The organism is Stenotrophomonas beteli, from assembly GCF_001431665.1.
GTDB lineage: Bacteria > Pseudomonadota > Gammaproteobacteria > Xanthomonadales > Xanthomonadaceae > Stenotrophomonas > Stenotrophomonas beteli.
This window is the reverse complement of record NZ_LLXV01000036.1, coordinates 13,713-37,894: the sequence shown is the minus strand read 5'-3', so window position 1 is coordinate 37,894 and position 24,182 is coordinate 13,713. Positions and strand designations below refer to the sequence as shown.

Genomic DNA, 24,182 nt, shown 5'->3' with positions numbered 1-24,182 from the left:
TACTTGCAGCGTCCCCCGCAAGCGGACCCACCCCGCCATTCCCCAGGAAGCCCGCTTCGGCTGTTGCTCTGGATGTTGCCGTTGCCGTGGCCTCTGCGGGTGCCGGGCGCAGCCCGGCCGGAACCCGCGCTTTTGCCGCATAATCAGCACATGACCGACGACCGCATCATCGGCGCCGGCGCCACCCGCGAGGATGACGCCGCCGACGCCAGCATCCGCCCCAAACGCCTGGCCGACTACCTTGGCCAGGCCCCGGTGCGCGAGCAGCTGGAGATCTACATCGAAGCGGCCAAGGCGCGTGGCGATGCGCTGGACCACGTGCTGATCTTCGGCCCGCCCGGCCTGGGCAAGACCACCCTCAGCCACGTCATCGCCAACGAACTGGGCGTGGCCCTGCGCGTGACCTCCGGCCCGGTGATCGAGAAGGCCGGCGACCTCGCTGCGCTGCTGACCAACCTGCAGCCGCATGACGTGCTGTTCGTGGATGAAATCCACCGCCTGTCGCCGGTGGTCGAGGAAGTGCTGTACCCGGCGATGGAAGACTTCCAGATCGACATCATGATCGGCGAGGGCCCGGCAGCCCGCTCGATCAAGATCGACCTGCCGCCGTTCACCCTGATCGGCGCCACCACCCGCGCCGGCCTGCTGACCGCGCCGCTGCGCGACCGCTTCGGCATCGTCCAGCGCCTGGAGTTCTACAGCGTCGAGGAGCTGACCCGGATCGTGCGCCGCTCGGCCACCATCCTCGGCATCGACTGCACCGCCGACGGCGCCGGCGAGATCGCGCGGCGCGCGCGTGGCACCCCGCGTATCGCCAACCGGCTGCTGCGCCGCGTGCGCGACTACGCCCAGGTCAAGGCCGGTGGCCACATCGATGAGGCCGTGGCGCAGGCGGCGATGAAGATGCTCAAGGTCGACCCGGAAGGCTTCGACGAGCTCGACCGGCGCCTGCTCAAGACGATGGTGGACTACTTCGACGGTGGCCCGGTCGGCATCGAATCGCTGGCCGCGGCGCTGTCCGAAGAGCGCGGCACGCTCGAAGACGTGGTCGAGCCCTACCTGATCCAGCAGGGCTTCCTGGTGCGCACCGCGCGCGGCCGCATGGCCACCCACAAGGCCTACCGGCACATGGGGTTGAAGCCGAAGAACCCGCCGCAGGACCTGTTTGCGGAGGTTCCCGATGTCGGTTGAGCCGCGATTCAGTTGGCCGACACGCATTTACTGGGAAGATACGGACGCTGGCGGGGTGGTCTACCACGCCCGCTACGTGGCCTTCATGGAACGGGCCCGGACCGAATGGATGCGCGCGCTGGGCTACGGCCAGGAGCGCATGCGCAGCGAGCACGGCATGGTGTTCGCGGTGCGCTCGATGCAGATGGATTTCATCAGGCCGGCACGGCTGGATGACACCCTGCAGGTGAGCGCCACCCTGGTCCAGCTGAAGAGGGCCAGCATGGTCTTCAACCAGCAGATCCTGCGCGACGGCGAGCTGCTGCTGTCCGCGCAGGTCCGCATCGCCGCACTGGAAGCGGCCAGTTTCCGCCCGCGTGGCATGGACGAATCCGTCCTTGCCGTGCTGCAACCCCACCTCCACCCCGAATCCGAACTTTGAGGAACAACGGATGATCGCAACGCTCCTGGCCCTGCAGGCCACGGTCACCGAGGCACTGCCGGCCGATGTCAGCAACGCCGCGACCCAGACCCTTGCCCAGGCCACCACCGGCGGCGGCATCAACTACCTCGAACTGATGGCCAAGGCCAGCCTGCCGGTGAAGATCATCGTGCTGCTGCTGCTGGTCGGCTCGTTCGTCAGCTGGGTGATCATTTTCCGCAAGGCCCGCGTGTTCAAGCAGGCCACCCGTGAAGCCGACGAGTTCGAGAACCGTTTCTGGTCCGGTGCCGACCTGGGCAAGCTGTACAGCTCGGCCACCGACCGCAGCCGCAACGTGGGCGGCCTGGAGGCGATCTTCGAAGCCGGCTTCCGCGAGTACACCCGCCTGCGCGACAAGCGCCGGCTGGATGGCCGCGCGCAGCTGGAAGGCGCGCAGCGTGCCATGCGCACCACCTACACCCGCGAAGTGGACCAGCTCGAGCGCAATCTCGAACTGCTGGCCAACATCGGCTCGACCGCTCCATACGTGGGCCTGGTCGGTACCGTGTTCGGCATCATGGTGACCATGCACGACATGATCAGCAGCGGTGCGCAGGCCGGCATCGCCGCGGTCGCGCCGGGCATCTCCGAAGCACTCTTTGCCACCGCCATCGGCCTGTTCGTGGCGATCCCGGCGGTGTGGGCCTACAACCGGTTCACCACCCGCGTCGAGCGCATGTCGGTGCGGTTCGAGACCTTCGCCGAAGAATTCAGCTCCATCCTGCAGCGCCAGAGCGCTGGCGACGAGTAAGCGCCTGACCCGGGAGTCCAAGCCATGTCCGCTGCCATCGGTCGCCGCAAGCGCCGCAAGCTGAAATCCGAAATCAACGTCGTTCCCTACATCGACGTCATGCTGGTGCTGCTGATCATCTTCATGGTCACCGCGCCGCTGCTCACCCTGAGCTTCGACGTCGATCTGCCGCAGTCCAACGCCAAGGCGCTGGAGAGCAAGCAGGACCCGGTGATCGTCTCGGTGCGCCAGGACGGCCAGCTCAGCCTGAAGCTGCCCGACGCCAAGGAACCGGCCGCGGTGTCGGCCGAAGAGCTGGAAGGCCGCCTGGCCGGCATCGCCGCCCAGGACAAGGGCGTGCGCGTGATCGTCGCCGCCGACCGCGCCGTGGCCTATGAGAAGGTCATCGCCGCGATGGATGTGATCAAGCGCGCCAAGGTAGACAAGGTAGGCCTGGCCACCGATGCACGCTGACGCCCTGCCACCTCCGCATCAGCGCGAACCCGGCTGGGGCCTGCCCCTGGCGCTGGCGGTGCTGGTGCATCTGCTGGTCGCGCTGGTCTTCATCGTGGCCTGGTTCTGGTCGCCCGAGCGCAACACCGACGCCGCCGCCGGTGATCCGTCGGTCGAGGCCAGCCTGGCGCTGTCTGCGTCGGAGGCCTCCGCTGCGCGCCAGGCCCTGCGCCAGTCGGAAAAGCTGGAAGACCTGCCGCCGCCGGTGGCCGAGCCCATCCCTGTGCCGGAGGACACCATTCCGCCGCCGCAGCCGATCCCGGAACCGCGCCCGCAGGACGCCCCCACGCCGCAGCAGCAACAGGCGCAGGAGCGTGTCGCGCAGCCGGATACCAAGGACCAGGAAGCGGTGAGTGCGCTGGCCATCTCCCAGGAGAAGGCCAAGCAGGAACAGGAAGCCAAGCGCCGCCAGGAACAGATCGACCTGACCGAACGCAAGCGCCAGGAAGAAGCCGAGCAGAAGCTGCGCCTGGCCAAGCAGCAGGAAGCGGACGAGAAGAAGAAGCAGGCCGAGCAGGAGCGCGTGGCCGCTGACAAGGCCGAGGCCGAGAAGCAGAAGAAGATCGCCGAGATCCGTGCCCGCCGCGAGCAGGCCGAGAAGGAGGCCAAGCTGGCCGAGCAGAAGCTGCGCCAGGTCGCCGCCGCGCGCAATGCGGCCGGTACCGCCGCTGCCGGCGCCAGCGGCGCGTCCCAGCCGGCGGCCGGTGGCGGTGGCAACAGCGACGATCTGTCGGCCAAGTACGCCGCCGCGATCCAGGCCAAGGTGCTCTCGCAGTGGGTGCGCCCGGATACGGTGCCACTGGGCCAGCGCTGCGCCATCACCATCACCCAGATTCCGGGGGGCACGGTGATGCAGGCCAAGGTCAGCCCGAACTGCCCGTACGACGAGGCCGGCCGGCGTTCGATCGAGGCCGCCGTGCTCAATGCGCAGCCGCTGCCGTACCGCGGGTTCGAGTCGGTGTTCGCGCGCACGCTCAACTTCACCTTTACCGCCCAGGATCGCTGAGGCGGGGCAGGGCGGCCGCCCGGTCGCCCATTGCCCAGGCCGCCCCCAAGGTGGCCACGACGTTAACGGTGCGTGAGAGCCCGGGCTGGAACTGACCCGGAATTCACGTACCCTTGGTTCATGATTGCGAAGCGGTTCACTTCCGCTTTGTTATCCCTCGTTCCGGTTTCCCCCTATTGAGCGCTCCATGAAAAAGATGCCTCGCTGGCTTGCCGTGTTTGCGGCCCTGTTGCTGCCCTTTGCTGCCGTCGCGCAGCAGAAGGGGCTGGATATCGACATCATCGGCGGCAATGCCTCCGCGCTGCCGATCACCATCGTGCCGATGCCCTACCAGGGTTCGGCGGCTGCACCGCAGACCGACGTCGCCGGCGTGGTCCGCGCCGACCTGGAGCGCTCCGGCCAGTTCCGCACGCTGCCGGAAGCGCAGATCGTCGAAAAGCCGGTGCGCGGCGGTGACATCCAGTTCGCCACCTGGCGCGCGCTGAAGCAGAACTACATCGTGGTCGGCCGCGTGCTCGACGCCGGTGCCGGTGCCTACCGCGTCGAGTACGAACTGTTCGACGTGCCCAAGGGCGAGCGCCTGCTGGGCCTGGCGATGACCGCCCGTGGCAACGCCATGCGCGATGTCGCCCACCAGATGGCCGATGCCATCTACGAAAAGATCACCGGCATCCGCGGCGCCTTCTGGACCCGCATCGCCTACGTGACCGCCAGTGGCAAGGGCGACGCCATGCGCTATGCGCTGATGGTGGCCGACTCCGACGGCTACAACCCGCAGACCATCGTGCGTTCGGCCGAGCCGCTGCTGTCGCCGTCGTGGAGCCCGGATGGCGGCAAGCTGGCCTATGTCAGCTTCGAGCGTGGCAATTCGGCCATCTACATCCAGAACATCGCCACCGGCGCGCGTGAGCTGGTCACCAGCTTCCGCGGCATCAACAGCGCCCCGGCGTTCTCGCCGGACGGCCGCAAGCTGGCCCTGACCCTGTCGCGTTCGGGCAACCCGGAAATCTACGTGATGGACCTGGGCAGCAAGCAGCTGACCCAGCTGACCAACCACTTCGCCATCGATACCGAGCCGACCTGGGCGCCGGACGGCAGCGCGGTGTACTTCACCTCCGACCGCGGCGGCCGTCCGCAGGTCTACAAGGTCGGTGCCGGCGGCGGCAGCGCCGAGCGCGTGACCTTCCAGGGCAACTACAACGCCAAGCCCTCGGTGTCCTACGACGGCAAGAAGATCGCCGTGGCACAGGGCTCGGGCAACAGCTACAAGATCGCGATGATGGACAGCTCGCTGGGCTCGCCGCGCTGGAGCACGCTGTCGCCGGGTTCGCTGGATGAATCGCCCAGCTTTGCGCCCAACGCAAGCATGGTGCTGTACGCCGCCCGCGAAGGTGGCCGTGGTGTGTTGTATGCCGTTTCGGCCGATGCGCGGGTTCGCCAGCGCCTGGTCCTGGCCGATGGTGATGTGCGCGAGCCGGCATGGTCCCCATACCGTACCCAGCGCTAAAAGAGTGTTAATATTTTCGCTGTCTTGAACCCCTCATCGGCCTAGGAGCCACAAAGGTATCGCCATGAACAAGTCCACCCGCGTTCTGCTTGTTTCCCTGCTGTCTGTGGCCGTCCTGGCCGGTTGCTCGAAGAAGGTGAAGGAAGAGCCGCAGGCTCCGGTCGACACCGGCACCTCGACCACCACCCCGACCGGCCCGTCGACCTCCGGCCTGTACGGCCCGGGCGACCTGGACACCGACGCCTGCCTGCGCCAGCGCGTTGTCTACTTCGACCTGGACAAGGAAGACGTGAAGCCGGAATTCCAGGCCATCATGGCTTGCCACGCCAAGTACCTGCGTGACCGTCCGTCCTCGCGCATCACCCTGCAGGGCCACACCGACGAGCGCGGTTCGCGCGCGTACAACCAGGCCCTGGGCGAGCGTCGTGGCAACGGCGTCAACTCGGCCCTGCAGGCCAACGGTGGCTCGGCTTCGCAGCTGACCGTCGTGTCCTACGGTGAAGAGCGTCCGGTCTGCACCGAGTCGAACGAGTCCTGCTGGTCGCAGAACCGTCGCGTCGAAATCGTCTACACCGCGCAGTAATCCATGCGCATTGGCATCACATTGATGCTGGTCGTTGCGGCAGCCCTCGTGGCTGCCGCACCGGCGCATGCACAGCGACAGAGCCTGGCCGATCGTGTCGGCGCGCTCGAGCAGCAGATGTACAACAACAGTGCCAATCAGGACCTGTTGAACCAGATCAACCAGCTGCGGCAGCAGGTCACCAGCCTGCAGGCCTCGATCGAGCAGTTGCAGCACGACAACGCCCAGCTCAAGCAGTCCGCCCAGGACCAGTACCTGGATCTGGACAGCCGCCTGAACCGGTTGGAAGGGGGCAATGCCGCCCCGGCCCTGCCGCCCGTTCCGGCGAGCGCGCCGAAGGCCGCTCCGGCCCCGGCGAAACCCGCAGCGGCGGCCACTTCCGAGCGGCCGCCTTCGGTCCATGGTGATGCCGGCAGCCTGGCTGCCACCGGTGACGAGCGCACCTCCTACAACGTCGCCTTCGATTCCCTGAAGGCTGGCAGGTACGATGATTCGGCGCAGCTGTTCCTGAGCTTCCTGGAGTTGTACCCGAACGGCGTGTACGCGCCGAACGCGCTGTACTGGCTGGGCGAGAGCTACTACGCCACCCGCAATTTCCCGATGGCCGAGACCCAGTTCCGTGAACTGCTCTCGCGCTATCCGACCCACGACAAGGCCGCCGGCGGCCTGCTCAAGATCGGCCTGTCGCAGTATGGCGAGGGCAAGGTCGACCAGGCCCAGCAGACGCTGGAGACCGTCGTGGCGCAGTACCCGGGCTCGGACGCCGCGCGCACCGCGCAGGACCGCCTGCAGTCGATCCGGCTGGGCAAGCAGATCCGCTGACCTGCCTGCCGGGCGTACACTGCGCACCCCGTAGAGCCGAGCCCATGCTCGGCTGCTTTCGTTTCCGGCGCCGATACACCGGTCGCCCGCCCCTGAAGAATTGCCTGCCATGACCGCCGTTACCCCGTCCAACGCCGTCGCCACCCCCAGCGACATCGTGCAATCGCCGCTGCCGCGCCTGAAGATCACCGAGATCTTCACCTCGCTGCAGGGCGAAGCCGATACCGCCGGCTGGCCGACCGTGTTCGTGCGCCTGACCGGCTGCCCGCTGCGCTGCCAGTACTGCGACACCGCCTATGCCTTCCACGGCGGCACCTGGTGGGATATCGACGATATCGTGGCCGAGGTGCTGGCCCAGGGCGTGCGCCACGTCTGCGTGACCGGCGGCGAGCCGCTGGCGCAGAAGCGCTGCCTGGTGCTGCTGCAGAAGCTGTGCGACGCCGGCATGGACGTCTCGCTGGAGACCTCCGGCGCACTGGACGTCAGCGCGGTGGACCCGCGCGTATCTCGCGTGGTCGACATCAAGACCCCGGGTTCGGCCGAAGTGGCGCGCAACCGCTGGGACAACCTGCCGCTGCTGACCGCGCGTGACCAGATCAAGTTCGTCATCTGCAGCCGGCAAGACTACGACTGGGCCAAGGCCCTGCTGGCCGAGCATGATCTGGTCAAGCGCTGCACCGTGTTCTTTTCGCCCAGCAAGGGCGAGATCACTGCGCGGCAGTTGGCCGACTGGATCGTCGAAGACCGGCTGCCGGTGCGCTTCCAGATGCAGTTGCATAAAATCCTGTGGAATGACGAGCCCGGCCGATGAGCCGGCGCAGCGTTCCCTGATGTAGTTCCGGCGCGGGACAGCGTGCTGGCTTTCCCCTCCCAACCGGATGTTTTTCCCATGAAGAAGGCAGTCGTGCTTCTCTCCGGCGGCATGGATTCAGCCGCCGTCATCGCCCTGGCCCAGGAACAGGGCTTCGCCGTGCATGCCCTGAGCGTGCGCTATGGCCAGCGCCACACCTCCGAACTGGACGCCGCCGCCCGCGTGGCCAAAGCCCAGGGCGTGGTCGCGCACAAGACCGTGGACGTGGACCTGCGCAGCATCGGCGGCTCGGCGCTGACCGACGACATCGACGTGCCCGAGGCCGGCGGTGCCGGCATCCCGGTCACCTACGTGCCGGCGCGCAACACCATCATGCTGTCGCTGGCCCTGGGCTGGGCCGAAGTGCTCGGCGCCAACGACATCTTCTGCGGCGTCAACGCGGTGGACTACTCCGGCTACCCGGACTGCCGCCCCGAGTTCGTGGCCGCGTTCGAAGCACTGGCCAACCTGGCCACCAAGTCGGGCGTGGAAGGCGCCGGCATCAAGGTGCATGCCCCGCTGCAGTTCCTCAGCAAGGGCCAGATCGTCAGCGAAGGCGTGCGCCTGGGCGTGGACTTCGGCCTGACCGTGTCCTGCTACAACGCCGACGCCAACGGCGCCGCCTGCGGCCACTGCGACGCCTGCCGCCTGCGCGCGCAGGGCTTCGCCGAAGCCGGCGTGCCGGACCCTACGCTGTACGCCTGAGGTGATGGGGCTGATGCCCCCAATGGTGGGTGCGAACCGTTGGTTCGCACTCTCTCCCGCCGCTACCGGCGGCTGGAGTCTGGTAGTGCCGGCCGCTGGCCGGCAGCCTCATCAGGCAACCACCCCGACGCCTCGATGAAGGCCCGCACCGCCTTCGGATCGGCATAGTCCAACTCGATCATCCGCGCGATCCCAGCCTTTTCATCCTTCTGCCGCCGCATGTACTCCTGCGCGATGCGATACCCGGCGTAGTACCCCAGGTCACTCACCCCGAACCGATTGCGGGCGCTGTTGTACAACCAGTTGTCCAGATCTTCGCCGTCCATTTCGGCAACGAAGCGCGCGCGGATTTCCGCCTCGTGCGCGGGTCCGTAGGTGTACAGCGGTAACGCCGGCCGACGCCCGCTCAGCCGCTCGGCCACAAACTCGGCCACACCTTCGCGCACCGCGTACTGGGCCAGACTGCCGGTGGTCTCGCGCTGCTGCGTGTGCACGTACTCGTGCAGGTTGTTCTGCGCGTTGTTCGCACCCGGCCGGCTGTCGTAGAAGATCCGCAGCCGGCTGCGCATCGGCTCCGGAAGCTCGCTTACATCCACTCGCTCATCACCCAGCGCCATCTCCGCACCGATCAATACCTTGTTGCCCAGTGTGGTGCCGCCTGTGCGCAGCACGCCCACCGAATAGGTGATGGTGGCCGGGCGCAGGGCAGGGTAGAGCGAACGGAACGCGACCAGGTCGCGCTCCAGCGTGGCGCTGGCCTGCTGCGCGTTGGCGCTGAGCGGCCGCACCGAGGTCCAGAAGCGTGGCCAGGCCCACATGGCCTCGGCGTATTCGCGGGCAGTGTAGTGGCGCACCTGCATCAGCGCATGCAGGCCGGGGCTGCCCGGATCGATGTAGCGCTGCTGGACCAGCGCCACCCGGCGTTCGCCATCGGGCTCGGCGCGCACCGCGTCGTAGGTGGCCCAGAAGCGGGTGATATCGTCGGTGACGACCTGGGGCGGGGCGGCCAGGGCTGAGCAGGGCAGCAGGGCGGCAAGCAGGCTGGCGATCAGGCGCATCCATGGCTCCGGGGAAGGATCACAGATGGGATGCGCCAGTGGCCCGAAAGGTTTAAGCCCGAAGGTAGTGCCGGCCGCTGGCCGGCAACCTCGACACACCGGGGTTTCACGCGACCGGCCAAAGTAGGGTAGAATGCCCACCCCGCCGAAAGGCTGGGGCAGTGCAATGGGCCGTTAGCTCAGTCGGTAGAGCAGAAGACTTTTAATCTTTTGGTCGAAGGTTCGAATCCTTCACGGCCCACCAATTGCATCAATGACTTAGGCGCCCTTGCGGCGCCTTTTTCATATTTCCGGAAAAATTAAGTGGTTCCACGCTCGAGCACGTGCAGCTTATGAGGCGGTTGAACCACCGGCGGTTCGTGGTCGTATCGCTGTCGCATCTCTTCGATGACGTGACCACATGCGTTCTTGCGGTGCCTTCGGTGACGCCCCGATGTTATAGCCCACACAAGGCCAAACGCTTGGCGTCGGATGTGACCGACGCGAATACCTCGGTGATGACGCGATGGAGCATCCCCCCAGTGGGTGAAGCTACCTGCCTGCGCCGCTGCTGGCCCATATCTTCATTTCCCGTCTGAAGAATCAAAATTCTGCCGACATTGGCGGAATTCCTCCGCATGAGCCACTACCCATGTCCACATGGGAATCATCAGTACAAGAAGGTCCTTGCCCAGCGCTGTGATGCTGTACTCCACATGTGGCGGTACTTCGCGGAAATCCTGCCGGCTGATCAACCCGTCACGTTCCAATTGCCGGAGGGTGCGCGTAAGCATGCGCTGGGTGATCCCCTTCATCCGTCGCGCGACCTCGGCATGACGCAGCGTTCCATACACGCCAAGCGCATGGATGATACCTAGGGACCAGCGGCTACCAGCGTGCGCTAGAACCTCCCGGCGCAGTCCATCTTCGTCCTCGCTCATCCCGTCGCATATGGCTTGAGAGTGCCTTAGGAGTTCTTCCGGACTCATGAACGGTGCGGTCGGTATCATCGATGTGCCTTCTTACGTGTGGGCCATTAGGCGAGCAGAATCGCCGCCATCGTACACACACAAGGCGATGTCCATGTCATCTCATATCAGCATTCCTCCCTCTCGGGCGATCCTGGTGCTCGGCGCAGGCGAGCTTGGAATGCCTGTCATCCGGAACCTTGCACGTTTGGCCGTAAGTCATCCAGGCACACGGATCAGTGTGATGCTACGGGCGACGTCGATCGACTCAGCACTGCCGGAGAAGCAGCGGGTGGTCGATGAAATCCGCGCCTTGGGGGTGAATATCGTTGCTGGGGATCTGGTAACTGAATCAGTAGAAGCGTTGGCGGCTACCTTCGCGCAGTTCGACACAGTGATTGGGTGCACCGGCTATGCCGCAGGCCGCGATACGCCAATGAAGGTTGCGCGTGCGGCGGTGAAGTCTGGTATTCCCCGCTACTTCCCTTGGCAGTTCGGTGTCGATTTCGATGCCATTGGGCGCGGTGGCCCCCAGGATCTGTTCGACGCCCAGCTGGACGTGCGCGAGTATCTGCGTTCGCAGACTGCGATGGATTGGGTGATCATCTCCACTGGGATGTTCACCAGCTACCTCTTCGAGCCCGACTTCGGCGTGGTCGACCTGATTGGGCATAAAGTGAACGCCCTGGGCTCGGCGAGCAACGCTGTCACCTTGACCACGCCGGATGATATCGGCGCAATGACAGCGCGCATCGTGTTCCACACACCTGCGATCCGCAACGAGATCGTGTATCTGGCAGGTGACACCATCCGCTACGGCGACCTTCCGGACATTCTGCAGAAGGCGTTCGGCGAACCTTTCGAGCTGACGATCTGGGGTGTACCCCAGCTCATGCAGGAACTGGCTAACGACCCGGGCAACATGATAAAGAAGTATCGCGCGGCCTTTGCCCAAGGGAGGGGCGTTGCGTGGGATGTGGAGCGAACCTTCAATGCGAAGGTCGGGGCCGAGCTGCAGGGCGTGCAGGCGTGGCTGGATTCCAACGTGCAGCGCTCCTGATTTGCCGCTGGATTGTGAGGAGGCGCCTACTGGGCGCCTTTCTCATTGCCGTTCCCGACCGCACGCTCAGGATGGTTGTACGTCGCGGCACACCAGTTCGCCAACGGCTCGGCAACCGGCGTCAAACGGTGGAGTCTTGGTCGTGGATCGCGTGCATATCGCTTGAGACGCCGGAAAAATTGTCGAGTGAGCTTAGGACCTGCAATGGTTCCACGCTCGATGGGCGGAAAAATAGAGCGGCGCACCCGGTTGTTTTCAAAGGAGTCGCAAGCCTTCTTTTGATCTTCTGCTCGAAGGTTCGAATCCTTCACGGCCCACCATTGCGGTCAATGACTCAAGTCATTCAAAAAGGCACCGCTCAGCGGTGCCTTTTGTGTTGTTGCCCGCAAAATGCCTATTTCGCCTTGGCGCCGCGCGCCCGCGCCGCCTCGCGTTCGGCGGCTGCCTGCGCGGCGACCGCTGCGGCGTTGGCGGCAGCATTCGCAGAGCGTTCCGCTGTCGCACGATCCGCATCGAACCGCGCCTGCCGCTGGGCGCTGTAGGTGCGTTCCAGTTCCAGCGAGGCAAGGAAACTGTCTGGATGCTTCGCCGCACACGCCTGCTGTATCAGTTGCACAGCATGATCGGACAGCCCGGGCTGGATATTGCCCAGCAGGCAATCGGCATACGGTACGGACGCAGCCGGGCCAGCAGCCAGCGCGGCAACGATCACGACATTCAACATGCAAACCTCCTTGTAGGTTTCGATGGGACCCGGTGCCGGCCGGTCCGGCCCCAGTATGGCCCGGTTCGCGGCACAGGGTGATGCTACTCCGGCCGCACATCCCGGCACACCAGCTCGGCCAGGCTGCGGCAGGCGAAGAACAGCCCTTCAACCACGCCGGCATCCAGATGCCGGTCGGGCGTGGCCATTGCCCGGCAGCGGTCCGCGGCGTGCAGCATTTCTGCCACGGTCAGCATGCCGATGGCGGCCCGTTCCACCCGCGACAGGGCAACCCCGCGTCCGATGGAAACGCTGGTTTCAGGCCAGGGCAGGCCATCGGCGCCTTCGCCCGCGCGGATGCGCTTGAGGCAGCCCAGAAACGTGCTCAGTTCGGGCGAAGGGTTGTCGTCGTCATCGTGGGTGCTGGCGGTGTATGAAGCATAGGGCGGACGGTTGGCCATCTCGGCTTCCTCGGCTCTGGAGTGGGCGTGCCACCGCGCAGGACGGGTGGCGGGCGATGCGTGGCTGCAAGCCGGAATGACAGTAAGCAGTTAACCGGCGGGTCCGAAGACCCCCACGCAGCGCCCGCCATGAAGGCCGACGGATCACCCGCCGGCATGGTCCAGAGACAGTGCCGACGGGTGAGCGCAAACAACATGCTTACAGTCATCACGGGCTTGCAGGCCCGCTGCCACCCGTTGTCGGTGGCGCGGCATGGTGTCTACGCCTGCGCCTGGACCTCAATGAGGATTTTCCGAAGAACGATGCAGTACCCAGGCGCGCGACGATGGTGGCGCAGGCCGCGCCAACGCAGCAAGCGACAGGGCGCGACGCATGTGCTCAGGCGCTTGGCTAATCGCGTTGGAAAATGTCGGTACCTGCCGGTAGCGGTGAGTTTCCCGTGATGTGGCACGTTGAAAGTAGGCGTCACATTCGCCAGCCGTGGTGGCACGGAACAGCGGGTTGCGCCCTCAAAAATCAGTGCATCTGCGACGGCCGGGGTGTTGTAGAGCCGAGCCATGCTCGGCTGCGGTTTGCGTAATCGGCCGAGCCGAGCGTGGGCTCGGCTCTACAGTGATCCGTCCACGCATCTGCGACAGCGGAGGTGTTGTAGAGCCGAGCCATGCTCGGCTGCGGTTTGCGTAATCGGCTGAGCCGAGCGTGGGCTCGGCTCTACCGTGATCCATCCACGCATGGCGTGGATCTACGCATCTGGCAGGGATGTTGAGCGTGCCGAAGCCGCCAACACCCGGGGCTGGGCGCTATGCTCGGCCTCTTTCCCGGGAGGGGCTATCCCATGCGCTTGATCATGCTGTCGCTGTTGTTGTCCGCCATCTCCGTCGCGCCGCTGATGGCCGTCGAACCGGCACCATCCGCACAGGCATCGCCGGCGAACCCGCTGGCGATCGGCGAAACCTTCACCCTCGAATCGAAGGCGCTGGGCGAGACCCGCCGCATCAATGTCTACCGCCCGCAGCCGTGGGGCCTGGACCCGAAAACGCCGCTGCCGGTGCTCTACATGCCCGACGGCGGCATCGGCGAGGACTTCCTGCATGTGGCTGGGCTGGTGCAGGTGCTGACCGGCAACGGCAGCATGCGTCCGTTCCTGCTGGTCGGCATCGAGAACACCGAGCGCCGCCGCGACATGACCGGCCCCAGCAAGGACCCGCAGGACCAGAAGATCGCGCCGCGCATCGGTGGCTCGGCGGCCTACCGCACGTTCCTGCGCGATGAGCTGATGCCGCAGGTGCGCCAGCGCTACCCGACCACCGACGAGCGCGCGTTGATCGGCGAGTCGCTGGCCGGCCTGTTCGTGGTCGAAACGCTGCTGCAGGAGCCGACGCTGTTCAACAGCTACATCGCGCTGGACCCCAGCCTGTGGTGGAACCGGGGCACGATGCTGGGTACTGCGGCCAAGCAGCTGCCGGCGGTGACGCGTGCGCAGCCGCGCGTGTTCCTGGCCAGCAGTGGGCAGCCAGAGCTGGCTGCGTCCGCCGCGCAGTTGGCCACGCTGCTGCAACAGGCGTCGCCGTCGCCGCTGGTGAAGTACCTGCCGTTGCCGGAGGAAACCCACGCCACGATCTATCACCCGGCCGCATTGCAGGCGCTGCGCACGCTGTTCCCGGCGCCGCCGCCGGCCTCGCCCTGACCGCACTGGCAGCGGCGTGCACAGCATGCAAGGATGCGGCAGCGGCGCCATCCGGTGCGCCGCCCGCAATGGGAGCGTGTGGATGCAGCGTGTGCGTGGATGGAGTATGGCGGCCTGCCTGGCCGTGAGTGGCTGTGCGATGTCGGTGGCGCCGCCGGCAACGCAGCCTGAAGCGAAGGGCGACGCGCCCAGGGCCGCGTCGGGCGTGGTGCTGCCGGATACCGAAGCGCTGCGCGTGCATGACCCGGTGGGGCGCGATTACCCGATCTGGGTGGCGCTGCCGGCCGACTACGCCGAACATCCGGAAAAGCACTATCCGGTGCTGTATGTAACCGATGCGTTGTACAGCTTCCCGCTGGTGCGCAGCGTGCGCAACCTGGTGGGGCAGCAGGGCGTCAACATCGAGAACTTCATCCTGGTCGGGCTGCCGCCGCAGGAGGGCCTGACCTCCAGGCAGAGCCGCTCGCGCGATTACACGCCCAGCAATCCAGCGCGTACGGTCGATGGCTACTACAGCGATGACGTCACCTACGGCGGTGCTGCGCACTACCGCGATTTCCTGGCAGCGCAGGTGCTGCCGATGGTCGATGCGCGCTACCGCACCGATCCCGCCCGCCGCATGTTCGCCGGCCATTCCTATGGCGCTTTGTTCGGGGCCTACGTGCTGACGACCCAGCCGGACATGTTCAGCACCTACATCCTGTCCAGCCCGTCGCTGTGGTTCGACCAGCTGCTGTTGCCGCGTATGCAGGATGCCGCTGTGATTCCGGCGCAGCCGACGCGGGTGCTGCTGTCGGTGGGAAGCTACGAGACGGACAAGCCAGGGCCGCGTTACTCAACCGGGAACGACATGCTGCGGCAGACTGCCGACTTCACTGCACAGCTTGAGCGCAGTGGCCGCAAGTTGAAGGTGGACAACGTAGTGATCGACGGTGAGGACCACCTGACCGTCTACCCGCGGGTGATCACCCGTGCGCTGCTGGACGTGATGCCGGGCGAGGGCCCGTATACCGGCGGCTGATGGCCCGTTCAATCCACGCCGACGAGAAGTGAAATCAGTGGGTCCACGCCATGCGTGGATGAACGCCTCACGCCGCCTGTGCATCCGGCCCGGTCAACACGCCCACATCGGCGTGCCGGAAGCACAGCCGGATGGCGTCGAGCAGTTCGCTCATGTTGTACGGCTTGGGCAGGAAGTGGATGCCGTCGCGCAACTGCGGCAGTACCTGATGCTGGTCCATGCCGGAGGTCACCAGGATCGGCAGGTGCGGATACAGCCCGCGCACCTGGTTGGCGGCTTCAATACCGCTGATCGCGCCCAGATTGACATCGGTGAACAGCAGGTCGAAACGCTCACCGGCCGCCAGCAGGCCCAGTGCCGCTTCGGCCGAGCTCACGCCCACCACGTGGCAGGCCTGGCTTTCCAGCGCAAGACGGCTCAGCTCGCGGGTTTCCTCGGCATCCTCGATCAGCAGGACGCGGGGTTCAACGTGGCGCTTGGACAGCAACATGACGCTACAGCTCCGGAAAGCAGCAATGAAAAGGCGCGCAAGTATGCGCAAGCCGGGGGTGATCCCGGCGTGCACGCCAGGCTAAGTGGGCGTTACAGCGGGCGCGGGTGCCGGCGGCGCACCTGCCAGGCCAGCACCACCACCGCCAGCAGCGCGGTGCCGATGCGCAGGCTGGTGGCCTGCCAGCCGAGCGCGACGGCGTCGTCCAGGCTGAACACATTCCAGGCCAGGTTCATCGATACGTGCAGCACCAGGCCACACCACAGGGTGTCGCCGTCCAGGTGGTCGAGCCAGGCGAAGATGAAGCCGCCCAGTGCGATCACCGCGCCGACAAACAGGGCAGTGCCACCGCCGTCGAAGCCGCCGAACCCCAGCCAGTGCACCCAACCGAACAGCAGTGCCTGCGGCAGCGCAAGCAAGGGCCACGGGCCGCGCACGATCTTCACCAGCACGATGAAACCCAGGCCGCGGAACAGCACTTCCTCGGCCAGCGGGAACAGCAGGGCGAGCATCGTTGCATCCAGGGCGGTCAGTGCGGTGTTGGGCGTGCCCAGCAGCGCCAGGCCCAGCCAGCAGGGCAGACTGGCCAGCAGCACCCACAACGATCCGCGCCAATCCTTCCCATGCAGGCCGAGGCTGGCCATCAGGCCCATCCCACGGGGGCGCAGCAGTGCGGCCAGCAGCAGCGCCAGCAGCACGGCCAGTGCGTTGTCGAGCAAGCTGCCGCCGTACGGAATGGGCAAGGCGGGAATCGGCGCGCCTGCGGCCGCCGCGACATCGCGCAGATTCAGGCCCAGGCCGACGCCGAGCAGCACCAGCAGCAGGCGCGCGCCGTTGGGCAGGCGGGACAGAACGGTCATGCACGCACTCCCTGCGGAACCAGTGTGCAGTGTGGAAGGCCGCTGGGCACGTTGGCACGCGCCGGAAGTCCTTGTGCCATCGGTCATGTGTTGCCGCACAGTCATCCGTGGGCAGGTAGAGTCGTTGCCAGACCTTCAGGAGCCAGGCCCATGCTGTGCCCCGTGTGCACGACCCAGACCCTGCAGATGGCCGAACGCCATGGCATCGAGATCGATTACTGCCCCGGCTGCCGTGGCGTGTGGCTGGATCGTGGCGAGCTGGACAAGATCATCGAACGCGCCGGTGCAGGTGCAGCCGTGCCGCCGCCTGCGCCTGTACCGCAGCAGCCGGCCTCCACGCCGCCGCCGGTGATGCATCGTGATACCCGCCATCTCGGCCAGCGCTACGAGGACAATCGTGGCCAGCAGTATGGCCAGGGGCACAGGAAAAAGAAGAAGGACAGCTTCCTGTCGGAGCTGTTTGATTTCTGACCTGTAGAGTCGAGCCATGCTCGACTGGATGTTGCAGGCCATAGTCGAGCATGGCTCGACTCTAGAAAGACGTGATCACGGCCGCCGCAGGATGAACTCGCGGTCGCGGGTGTCGCCGACGATGAAGTCGTACTCGCCCACCTTGCTGCAACCGTAGCGCGCGTAGAAGCGTTGCGCGCCGAAGTTCTCTTCCCATACGCCCACCCACAGGGTGCGGCGTTGCGGCTGGTCCAGCCAGGCCATGAACGCGTCCATCAGGCGCGCGCCATGGCCGCCGTTCTGGTAGGCGGCCAGGATGTAGAAACGCTTCAGTTCGATGTCGCCCTCGCGGGCCTCGGCATGTGGCAGGGTGTTGGCACCGGCGGCCAGGTAGCCGACCACGGCGTCGCCGTCCATCAGCAGCCAGATGGCACTGCGTGGGTCGGACAGTTCGATGCGCTGCGGTTCGCTGCTGTAGTGCGCCTGCAGGAAATCGTGCAGCTCCTGCGGCGGATAGGAGTCGCCCCAGGTTTCGTTGTAGGTGGTGATGGCGATGGCCGACAGCGCATCGACATCGGCCAGGGTGGCGCGGCGGATCTGCAACGACATGGTGGAACCTGCATTGGAACGTGGCGCAGTGTAGCCGGCCCCGGCGGCTGCCGGGGCCGGCTACTGCTCACCTGACGCTGCTCAGAACCACATGCGCACGCCGGCCACCCAGCGCGTGTCGCGCGCGTGGTCCCCGGCATAATCGGCGGTGTCGCCAAACGTGCGTTCGTGGCTGATGCCGATGTACGGCGCGAAGCGGCGGCTGAACTCATAACGCAGGCGCAGCCCGGCTTCCACCTTGTTCAGGCCGCGGCCGATGCCGGACTCCGGTTCATCCTTGGCCGCCACGGTGGCTTCCAGCAACGGCTGCAGGATCAGGCGATTGGTCAGCAGCACGTCGTACTCGATTTCGGCCTTGGCCAGTACCTGGCCACCGGAACCCAGGTACAGCGTCGCCGAGCTTTCGAACTTGTACGGCGCCAGGCCCTGGATGCCGAGCGCCGCCCAGGTGCGCGAGTCGGCCGGCCGGAAGTCCTGGCGCACGCCCACCAGCACGTCCCACCACGGCGACACACTGCGGCCATACAGGGCTTCAACGGCCGATGACTCGGTGCGGCCCTTGCTGCGTTCGCCATCGGTGCGCAGCCACAGGCGGTTGATGTTGCCACCGACCCAGCCGGTGGCCTCCCAGGCCTGTCCGTTGCTGTCCTTGCCGTCCCAGTGTTCGAGGCGGTCGATCAGCAGCAGGCTGTTGATCTCCGGCGCATGCTCCATCGCGCCATGGGCAATCGGCGGGAAGGCTGCGGCGCGGTCGGCATCGGTGGGCACCGGGATGGGTTCGCGCGGTTCGGTTGGTGCGGGCGCGCCGTGCCCCATCGCTGCGTGGTCCATTGTTGAATGGTCCATCGTCGAATGGTCCATCGTCGAGTGGTCCATCTTCGAATGATCGACCGGTTCGGTCGCGGACGTCGCCGGCGTCGCGGTCTTCGCCGGTGGCGCCATCGCGCCCATGTCATGCCCGGCATGCGATTGTGCGAACACCGGCAGTGCAGCAGCCAGGCCCAGCGCCAGCAGGCTGGGGGAAAGCAGTGAGCGGCTCATTCTTCGATCCTCACTTCGCGCATCATGCCCGCTTCCATGTGATACAGCAGATGGCAGTGGTAGGCCCAACGGCCAAGCGCATCGGCGCGCACGCGGTAGCTGCGGCGGGTGCCCGGCGGCATGTCGATGGTGTGCTTGCGCACCTGGAATTCCTCCTGCGCGTTCTCCAGATCGCTCCACACGCCGTGCAGGTGGATCGGGTGCTGCATCATGGTGTCGTTGACCAGCACGATGCGCATGCGCTCGCCGTAATTCAGCCGCAGCGGCTCGGCGCTGGCAAACGGAATACCATCGAACGACCAGGAGAATTTCTCCATGTGCCCGGTCAGGTGCAGTTCGATCTCGCGGCCCGGTTCACGTCCATCCGGGTCTTCGAACAGGCTGCGCATCGCGCCGTAGGTCAGCACCTGGCGGCCATTGTCGCGCAGGCCGATGCCGGGGTCGTCCAGCTTCGGTCCGGTAGCCGAGCTCTGCATGTCCACCAGCGGGTTGTTGCGCTCGCTGGCCGGGTGCCTCGGTGCCTTGCCGGCAGCATCGCCACCGCCGTGCGCACCGTGGCCCATGCTGGCGCCGCAGCCGCCTTCCATGCCCTTCATCGCGGCCATGTCGTGGCCAGCATGGCCACCCGCGCCCATGTCATGGCCCATGTCGCTCATCGTCAGCAACGGGCGTGGGTCACGCGCGGGTATCGGGGCCTGCAGCCCGTGGCGCACCGCCAGGGTGCCGGCGGCGAAGCCGGTGCGGCCCATGTCCTGGCAGAAGATGGTGAACGCGTCCTGGCCGCTGGGCTCGACCAGCACGTCGTAGGTCTCGGCCGGAGCGATGCGGAACTCGTCGATGCTGACCGGATGGATGTACTGGCCGTCGGCGGCGACCACGGTCATTTTCAGGCCGGGAATACGCACGTCGAAGTAGGTCATCGAGGCGCCGTTGATGAAGCGCAGCAGCACCTTCTCGCCGCTGCGGAACAGCCCGGTCCAGTTGCCGGCCGGCGCGGTGCCGTTCATCAGGTAGGTGTAGGTGTGCGCGTTGATGTCGGAGATGTCGGTGGGCGTCATCCGCATCCGCCCCCACATGCCGCGGTCGGACAGCGCGGCCGACCAGCCATCGCGCTTCACGTCACGCAGGAAATCCGGCAGCGTGCGCTTGTAGTAGTTGTCGTGCTCGGCGAGCTTCTTCATGCGCCGGAACAGTGCGCCCGGATCCAGGTCGGTCCAGTCCGAGAGCATGATCACGTGCTCGCGGTCGTGGTGATAGGGCGCCGGTTCGGCCGGGTCGATGATCAGCGCGCCGTACAGGCCGGCCTGCTCCTGGAACATCGAGTGGCTGTGGTACCAGTAGGTGCCCGACTGCTTGAGGTCGAAGTGGTAGTGGTAGGTCTCGCCGGGGCCGATGCCGTTGAAGCTCAGGCCGGGCACGCCGTCCATGTTGGCCGGCAGCAGGATGCCGTGCCAGTGGATCGAGGTCGGGTGGCGGTCCAGGGTGTTGCGCACGAACAGATCCACCGTCTGGCCTTCGCGCCAGCGCAGGATCGGTGCCGGCAGCGAGCCGTTGACGGTGATCGCCGGTCGGGTACGGCCGGTGAAATTGGCCAGCGATTCGCCGATGGCCAGTTCGATGCGGGTATCGCTGAGCACGGCCGGGGCGCCGGCCAGGCGTGGGGTGGCAGTGGCCGCGGCAAGCGCGCGCTGCGGCACGCCGACGGCAGCAATGCCGGCGACCACGCCACCGGCGGCCAGCCCCTGTACGAACAGGCGGCGCGACGGCATGGGCAGGGCGCCCGGGCCGGGGGGATTACGGGTATTCATGAGGATGACTCCAGACACGGAAAGACGCCGGCAGGCCGCCGGCTCCGGTGCGCAGTGCGCACGCTGCGTGGGGAATCAACCGATGGGAGGGCGCGAGATCGGCGGCAGTGGCGGCGCCGGGCGGCCATTGGCCGGCATCGGCTGCGGGGCCAGCGACAGGCCGGGGCCCGCCAGGTACGGCAACGGCTGCACGACCAGCAACGGGTGCTGGGCACAGCTGCGCACGCAGTCCTTGATCTGGCAGTGGGCGTCGTGGGCCGGGGCCTGGGCCTGCGGGGCCGGATCGGCCTGCATGCCGGCGTGGTGGTGGCAGTCGGGGGTGCCGCCATCAACAGTGGCGGCAACGGCGTGCGCCACCCGCCCCCTGTCCTCGTGGCCACTGGCCATGGCCGCGTTCAGCCCGTTGAGCAACAGGCTGAGCATGAGCACGACACGCAGCAGGGTCGAGGCGAGGGACATGGCGTCAATTTAGCCGCAAGCGGGCGCGGATGCACTTGTTGCTGAATGGCGTGTTCAAGATTGGACCTGCACCAATGCAGGGCCGAGCCCGCGCTCGGCTGCTGTTCGCGCAGGGGCCGCCGAGCGTGGGCTCGGCTCTACAGGGGCGCCCGGGCGCAGTGGGCACCCCGCGCGACGGCCGCGCAGCGCGGCAACGCGATACCGTCAGCCCTCTTCGCGCACGATCTCGACCAGGCGCGGGCCGTAGCGGCTCAGCTTGGTGCCGCCAATGCCACCGACCCGGGCCAGTTCGTCCAGGCTGGTCGGGCGCTGTTCGGCGATGTTGCGCAGGGTGCTGTCGTGGAAGATCACGAAGGCCGGCACGTTCTGCTCGCGGGCCAGTTCGGCACGCAGGCCGCGCAGGGCGTTGAACAGGGCCAGGTCCTGCGGCAGCACCGACAGGCCGGTGCGCTGCGCACTGCGCTCGCGCCCGGTGGTGCTGCTGGCCGGATCGCGGCGCATGCTGATCTGGCGGCGGCCGGTCAGCACTGCGCGGCTGGCATCGGTCAGGCGCAGGCCACCGTGACCCTCGCTGTCCACTTCCAGCAGGCTGGCGGCCACCAGCTGGCGGAACACGCTGCGCCAGGTGCGTGCATCCAGATCGCGGCCGATGCCATAGGTGCTCAGCTTGTCGTGGCCCTGCTGCTTGATCTTCTCGTTCTCGCTGCCGCGCAGGATGTCGATCAGGTGGCCGACGCCGAAGCGCTGGCCACTGCGGTAGACGCAGCTCAGCGCCTTCTGCGCGGCAATGGTGGCATCCCACGAAGCCGGTGGGGTCAGGCAGTTGTCGCAGTTGCCGCAGGGCTGCGGATAGGTCTCACCGAAGCCGGCCAGCAGCACCTGGCGACGGCACTGCATGGATTCACAGTAGCCCAGCAGATGATCGAGCTTGGCCCGTTCCAGCTGCTTGCGTTCTTCGCCGGCCTCGGACTGCTCGATCATCTGCTTGAGCAGCACCACATCGCCCAGGCCGTAGCACAGCCACGCTTCGGCGGTTTCGCCATCGCGGCCGGCGCGGCCGGTCTCCTGGTAGTAGCCCTCCATCGATTTGGGCAGGTCGGTGTGCGCAACGAAGCGAACGTCCGGCTTGTCGATGCCCATGCCGAAGGCGATGGTGGCGCACATCACGATGCCGTCCTCGCGCAGGAAGCGGCGCTGGTTGTTGGCCCGCACCTCCGGCGGCAGGCCGGCATGGTAGGGCAGGGCGTTGAAGCCCTGGCCGCAGAGGAATTCAGCGGTTTCCTCCACCTTGCGCCGCGACATGCAGTAGACGATGCCGGCCTCGCCACGGTGGCCGCGCAGGAAGTCGGTCAGCTGCTTGCGGGCGTTGTCCTTCTGCACCACGGTATAGCGGATGTTGGGGCGGTCGAAGGAACTGACGAAGTGACGCGCTTCCTGCAGATCGAGGCGCTCGGCGATCTCGCGCTGGGTCGGCGGGTCGGCAGTGGCGGTCAGTGCGATCCGCGGAATCTGCGGCCAGCGCTCGTGCAGCACCGTCAACTGGCGGTACTCGGGGCGGAAATCATGGCCCCACTGCGACACGCAGTGTGCTTCGTCGATGGCGAACAGGGCGATGTGGCTGCGCGACAGCAGCGACAGGAAGCGGCCGGTCAGCAGCCGCTCGGGGGCGACATAGAGCATGTCCAGCTCGCCGGCGAGCAGTTCGCGCTCGACGCGGCCAGCGGTCTCGGCATCCAACGTCGAGTTCAGGTACTCGGCGCGCACGCCGAGCTGGCGCAGGGCTTCGACCTGGTCCTGCATCAGCGCGATCAATGGCGAGATGACGATGCCGCAACCGTCACGCAGCAGGGCCGGCACCTGGTAGCACAGCGACTTGCCGCCGCCGGTGGGCATCAGCACCAGGGCATCGTGACCGGCAGCCACATGCTCCACGATGTCCTGCTGCGGACCACGGAAATCGTCGTAACCAAAGACGCGTTGAAGCAGGTCGTGCGCGGGACGGGAAGCCATCCGGTTAGTTTACCCCGGCGGGCGTCGGCAGGGCTGCGCCCTGGGAACGCGCCATCGCATGCGCGCTGCCGCTCCCACGCTTCGCTGCGCGAAACGCGGGGCCCCACTTACCAGCTCCCAGACCCCCGCCGCTTCGCGTCCGCCCCCTGACTCAGGGGGCTCTCCCCCAGACCTGGCCCGGTGGCGGGTAGATCCACCATGCGTGGATGAAATCTGTCAGATATCGACAAACAAAATGGGGTCAGATCCCGTTTTCCTGCGGAAAACGGATCTGACCCCAATGGCTTTGCTGGCAGATCGCGGAAAACTGTCGAAGGCGGGGTGGGTCCGGTTGCGGGGGCGTGAGCGCCATGGATGGCGCGACCGAGCCTACATGGACGTATTCACGGCGTCCCCCGCAACCGGACCTACCCCGCCAACCCACAGGAAACCCGCTTTTGCTCCGGCTGTTGCCGTTGCCGTGGCAGTTGCCTCTGCGGGTGCAGGGCGCAGCCCTGCCGAAGCCCCCTCAACCCTTACTGCAGCAGGGAGCGCAGCATCCACGCGTACTTCTCGTGGGTCTGCAGGCGCTGGGTCATCAGATCCTCGGTCGGGGCGTCGTCGCCCTTGGCCGCCACCTCCAGCACTTCACGTGCCGTACGGCAGACTGCTTCGTTGGCGACCACCAACTGGCGTACCATTTCACGCCAGTCCGCACTGTCGGTCAGGCCCGGTTCCTCGGCGATCGAGGTCAGCGCAGCAAATTCCCGGTAGGAGCCCGGGGCATTGAAGCCCAGCGCGCGGATGCGCTCGGCCACGTCGTCCAGTGCCGCCCACTGCTCGGTGTACTGCGTCTCGAACATGGTGTGCAGCGAGTTGAACATCGACCCGGTCACGTTCCAGTGGAAGTTGTGCGTCTTCAGGTAGAGCGTGAACGCGTCAGCCTGGAAACGCGACAGACCGTCGGCGATCTTCTTGCGGTCGCCCTGGGTGATCCCGATATCGATGTTCGGCGCCGACGGTGCCGCCGCTGCAAGCTTCTGCTTGCCGGTCTTGGCCTTGGTCGTGCTCTTGGTCTTCGCCATGGGGTTCCTCCTTGTGGAATCGTTGGCCTTCACAATAAACCGGTCGTGATGACTGGTCGCTTTCAAAGTTTTGAACGAACCGATTG

27 protein-coding genes and 1 tRNA gene are annotated in these 24,182 nt (G+C 66.4%); 15 read left to right on the top strand and 13 right to left on the bottom strand.

Annotated features, from left to right (window positions below; translation table 11 throughout):
- The first annotated feature begins 150 nt into the window (after nucleotides 1-150).
- The 10 genes from ruvB (at nucleotide 151) to queC (ending at nucleotide 8,367) form a co-directional block, all read left to right on the top strand.
- Nucleotides 151-1,191, top strand: a complete 1,041-nt coding sequence (ruvB, locus tag ARC23_RS09330; RefSeq protein ID WP_014038223.1) for a Holliday junction branch migration DNA helicase RuvB — start codon at nucleotides 151-153, stop codon at nucleotides 1,189-1,191.
- A complete protein-coding gene (gene ybgC / locus ARC23_RS09325; RefSeq protein WP_057496975.1) occupies nucleotides 1,181-1,612 on the top strand; it encodes a tol-pal system-associated acyl-CoA thioesterase in 432 nt (143 codons plus the stop codon). Before ruvB ends, ybgC begins: the two co-directional genes overlap by 11 nt.
- A gap of 10 nt (nucleotides 1,613-1,622) precedes the next feature.
- Nucleotides 1,623-2,402 carry a protein TolQ gene (gene tolQ, locus ARC23_RS09320; protein ID WP_006438802.1) on the top strand — a complete coding sequence of 260 codons (780 nt, stop codon included), beginning with the start codon at nucleotides 1,623-1,625 and terminating at the stop codon, nucleotides 2,400-2,402.
- A gap of 24 nt (nucleotides 2,403-2,426) precedes the next feature.
- Nucleotides 2,427-2,855, top strand: a complete 429-nt coding sequence (gene tolR, locus ARC23_RS09315) for a protein TolR (protein ID WP_006438804.1) — start codon at nucleotides 2,427-2,429, stop codon at nucleotides 2,853-2,855.
- Nucleotides 2,845-3,900: a cell envelope integrity protein TolA gene (tolA, locus tag ARC23_RS09310; RefSeq protein ID WP_057496974.1), complete on the top strand. Its 1,056-nt coding sequence runs from the start codon at nucleotides 2,845-2,847 to the stop codon at nucleotides 3,898-3,900. The genes tolR and tolA overlap by 11 nt, the downstream gene beginning before the upstream one ends.
- Before the next feature lie 187 nt (nucleotides 3,901-4,087).
- Nucleotides 4,088-5,407, top strand: a complete 1,320-nt coding sequence (tolB, locus tag ARC23_RS09305) for a Tol-Pal system beta propeller repeat protein TolB (RefSeq protein ID WP_057496973.1) — start codon at nucleotides 4,088-4,090, stop codon at nucleotides 5,405-5,407.
- A gap of 64 nt (nucleotides 5,408-5,471) precedes the next feature.
- Nucleotides 5,472-5,990: a peptidoglycan-associated lipoprotein Pal gene (gene pal / locus ARC23_RS09300; RefSeq protein ID WP_006386160.1), complete on the top strand. Its 519-nt coding sequence runs from the start codon at nucleotides 5,472-5,474 to the stop codon at nucleotides 5,988-5,990.
- 3 nt (nucleotides 5,991-5,993) lie between these two features.
- Entirely contained in the window at nucleotides 5,994-6,812 is an 819-nt protein-coding gene (gene ybgF / locus ARC23_RS09295; RefSeq protein ID WP_057496972.1) for a tol-pal system protein YbgF, read from the top strand.
- A 109-nt stretch (nucleotides 6,813-6,921) separates the two neighbouring features.
- The gene (gene queE / locus ARC23_RS09290; protein WP_057496971.1) at nucleotides 6,922-7,623 is read left to right on the top strand and encodes a 7-carboxy-7-deazaguanine synthase QueE; all 702 of its coding nucleotides are present in this window, start codon (nucleotides 6,922-6,924) and stop codon (nucleotides 7,621-7,623) included.
- 78 nt (nucleotides 7,624-7,701) lie between these two features.
- Nucleotides 7,702-8,367 (top strand): 7-cyano-7-deazaguanine synthase QueC, encoded by a 666-nt coding sequence (queC, locus tag ARC23_RS09285; protein WP_049465521.1) that lies wholly within the window; start codon nucleotides 7,702-7,704, stop codon nucleotides 8,365-8,367.
- Between the two features lie 62 nt (nucleotides 8,368-8,429).
- Here queC and ARC23_RS09280 read toward each other — a convergent pair whose 3' ends face one another.
- Nucleotides 8,430-9,425 carry a DUF2268 domain-containing putative Zn-dependent protease gene (locus tag ARC23_RS09280; RefSeq protein ID WP_057496970.1) on the bottom strand — a complete coding sequence of 332 codons (996 nt, stop codon included), beginning with the start codon at nucleotides 9,423-9,425 and terminating at the stop codon, nucleotides 8,430-8,432.
- Between the two features lie 168 nt (nucleotides 9,426-9,593).
- Here ARC23_RS09280 and ARC23_RS09275 point away from each other — a divergent pair.
- A tRNA-Lys gene (locus ARC23_RS09275) sits at nucleotides 9,594-9,669 on the top strand.
- Nucleotides 9,670-9,988: 319 nt separating this feature from the next.
- Here the strand turns inward: ARC23_RS09275 and ARC23_RS09270 are convergent.
- Nucleotides 9,989-10,345: a winged helix-turn-helix transcriptional regulator gene (locus ARC23_RS09270; RefSeq protein WP_233614865.1), complete on the bottom strand. Its 357-nt coding sequence runs from the start codon at nucleotides 10,343-10,345 to the stop codon at nucleotides 9,989-9,991.
- Nucleotides 10,346-10,487: 142 nt separating this feature from the next.
- Between ARC23_RS09270 and ARC23_RS09265 the strand changes: the two genes are divergently transcribed.
- On the top strand, nucleotides 10,488-11,432 hold the full coding sequence (locus tag ARC23_RS09265; RefSeq protein WP_057496969.1) for an aromatic alcohol reductase: 945 nt from the start codon (nucleotides 10,488-10,490) through the stop codon (nucleotides 11,430-11,432).
- Nucleotides 11,433-11,458: 26 nt separating this feature from the next.
- On the opposite strand, the gene ARC23_RS20775 is transcribed toward ARC23_RS09265, so the two are convergent.
- From ARC23_RS20775 to ARC23_RS09255, 3 genes are all read right to left on the bottom strand, one after another.
- Nucleotides 11,459-11,743 carry a hypothetical protein gene (locus ARC23_RS20775; protein ID WP_152985239.1) on the bottom strand — a complete coding sequence of 95 codons (285 nt, stop codon included), beginning with the start codon at nucleotides 11,741-11,743 and terminating at the stop codon, nucleotides 11,459-11,461.
- A gap of 83 nt (nucleotides 11,744-11,826) precedes the next feature.
- Nucleotides 11,827-12,156: a hypothetical protein gene (locus tag ARC23_RS09260; RefSeq protein ID WP_057496968.1), complete on the bottom strand. Its 330-nt coding sequence runs from the start codon at nucleotides 12,154-12,156 to the stop codon at nucleotides 11,827-11,829.
- An 83-nt stretch (nucleotides 12,157-12,239) separates the two neighbouring features.
- The gene (locus ARC23_RS09255; RefSeq protein ID WP_049413338.1) at nucleotides 12,240-12,596 is read right to left on the bottom strand and encodes a hypothetical protein; all 357 of its coding nucleotides are present in this window, start codon (nucleotides 12,594-12,596) and stop codon (nucleotides 12,240-12,242) included.
- A gap of 836 nt (nucleotides 12,597-13,432) precedes the next feature.
- On the opposite strand from ARC23_RS09255, the gene ARC23_RS09250 reads away from it, so the two are divergent.
- Nucleotides 13,433-14,284, top strand: a complete 852-nt coding sequence (locus ARC23_RS09250; protein ID WP_057496967.1) for an alpha/beta hydrolase — start codon at nucleotides 13,433-13,435, stop codon at nucleotides 14,282-14,284.
- 82 nt (nucleotides 14,285-14,366) lie between these two features.
- Nucleotides 14,367-15,305, top strand: a complete 939-nt coding sequence (locus ARC23_RS09245) for an alpha/beta hydrolase (RefSeq protein WP_057496966.1) — start codon at nucleotides 14,367-14,369, stop codon at nucleotides 15,303-15,305.
- Nucleotides 15,306-15,372: 67 nt separating this feature from the next.
- Here ARC23_RS09245 and ARC23_RS09240 read toward each other — a convergent pair whose 3' ends face one another.
- A complete protein-coding gene (locus ARC23_RS09240) occupies nucleotides 15,373-15,795 on the bottom strand; it encodes a response regulator (RefSeq protein WP_057496965.1) in 423 nt (140 codons plus the stop codon).
- Between the two features lie 92 nt (nucleotides 15,796-15,887).
- A complete protein-coding gene (locus ARC23_RS09235; RefSeq protein ID WP_057496964.1) occupies nucleotides 15,888-16,655 on the bottom strand; it encodes a CPBP family glutamic-type intramembrane protease in 768 nt (255 codons plus the stop codon).
- A 150-nt stretch (nucleotides 16,656-16,805) separates the two neighbouring features.
- Here ARC23_RS09235 and ARC23_RS09230 point away from each other — a divergent pair, with 150 nt between their 5' ends.
- Complete coding sequence (locus ARC23_RS09230) at nucleotides 16,806-17,126, top strand: TFIIB-type zinc ribbon-containing protein (RefSeq protein ID WP_057496963.1); 321 nt, start codon at nucleotides 16,806-16,808, stop codon at nucleotides 17,124-17,126.
- 75 nt (nucleotides 17,127-17,201) lie between these two features.
- Here the strand turns inward: ARC23_RS09230 and ARC23_RS09225 are convergent, their stop codons facing one another.
- The 6 genes from ARC23_RS09225 to ARC23_RS09200 form a co-directional block, all read right to left on the bottom strand.
- Nucleotides 17,202-17,714 (bottom strand): GNAT family N-acetyltransferase, encoded by a 513-nt coding sequence (locus tag ARC23_RS09225; protein WP_057496962.1) that lies wholly within the window; start codon nucleotides 17,712-17,714, stop codon nucleotides 17,202-17,204.
- Between the two features lie 81 nt (nucleotides 17,715-17,795).
- Nucleotides 17,796-18,755 (bottom strand): copper resistance protein B, encoded by a 960-nt coding sequence (locus ARC23_RS09220; RefSeq protein ID WP_057496961.1) that lies wholly within the window; start codon nucleotides 18,753-18,755, stop codon nucleotides 17,796-17,798.
- Nucleotides 18,752-20,563 (bottom strand): copper resistance system multicopper oxidase, encoded by a 1,812-nt coding sequence (locus tag ARC23_RS09215; protein WP_057496960.1) that lies wholly within the window; start codon nucleotides 20,561-20,563, stop codon nucleotides 18,752-18,754. The genes ARC23_RS09220 and ARC23_RS09215 overlap by 4 nt, the downstream gene beginning before the upstream one ends.
- A 75-nt stretch (nucleotides 20,564-20,638) precedes the next feature.
- Nucleotides 20,639-21,022 (bottom strand): CopL family metal-binding regulatory protein, encoded by a 384-nt coding sequence (locus ARC23_RS09210; protein WP_057496959.1) that lies wholly within the window; start codon nucleotides 21,020-21,022, stop codon nucleotides 20,639-20,641.
- 204 nt (nucleotides 21,023-21,226) lie between these two features.
- On the bottom strand, nucleotides 21,227-23,032 hold the full coding sequence (gene recQ / locus ARC23_RS09205) for a DNA helicase RecQ (protein WP_057496958.1): 1,806 nt from the start codon (nucleotides 23,030-23,032) through the stop codon (nucleotides 21,227-21,229).
- Between the two features lie 515 nt (nucleotides 23,033-23,547).
- Nucleotides 23,548-24,096, bottom strand: coding sequence for a Dps family protein (locus ARC23_RS09200; RefSeq protein ID WP_005410730.1), 549 nt, complete (start codon nucleotides 24,094-24,096; stop codon nucleotides 23,548-23,550).
- Between the last annotated feature and the right edge of the window lie 86 nt (nucleotides 24,097-24,182).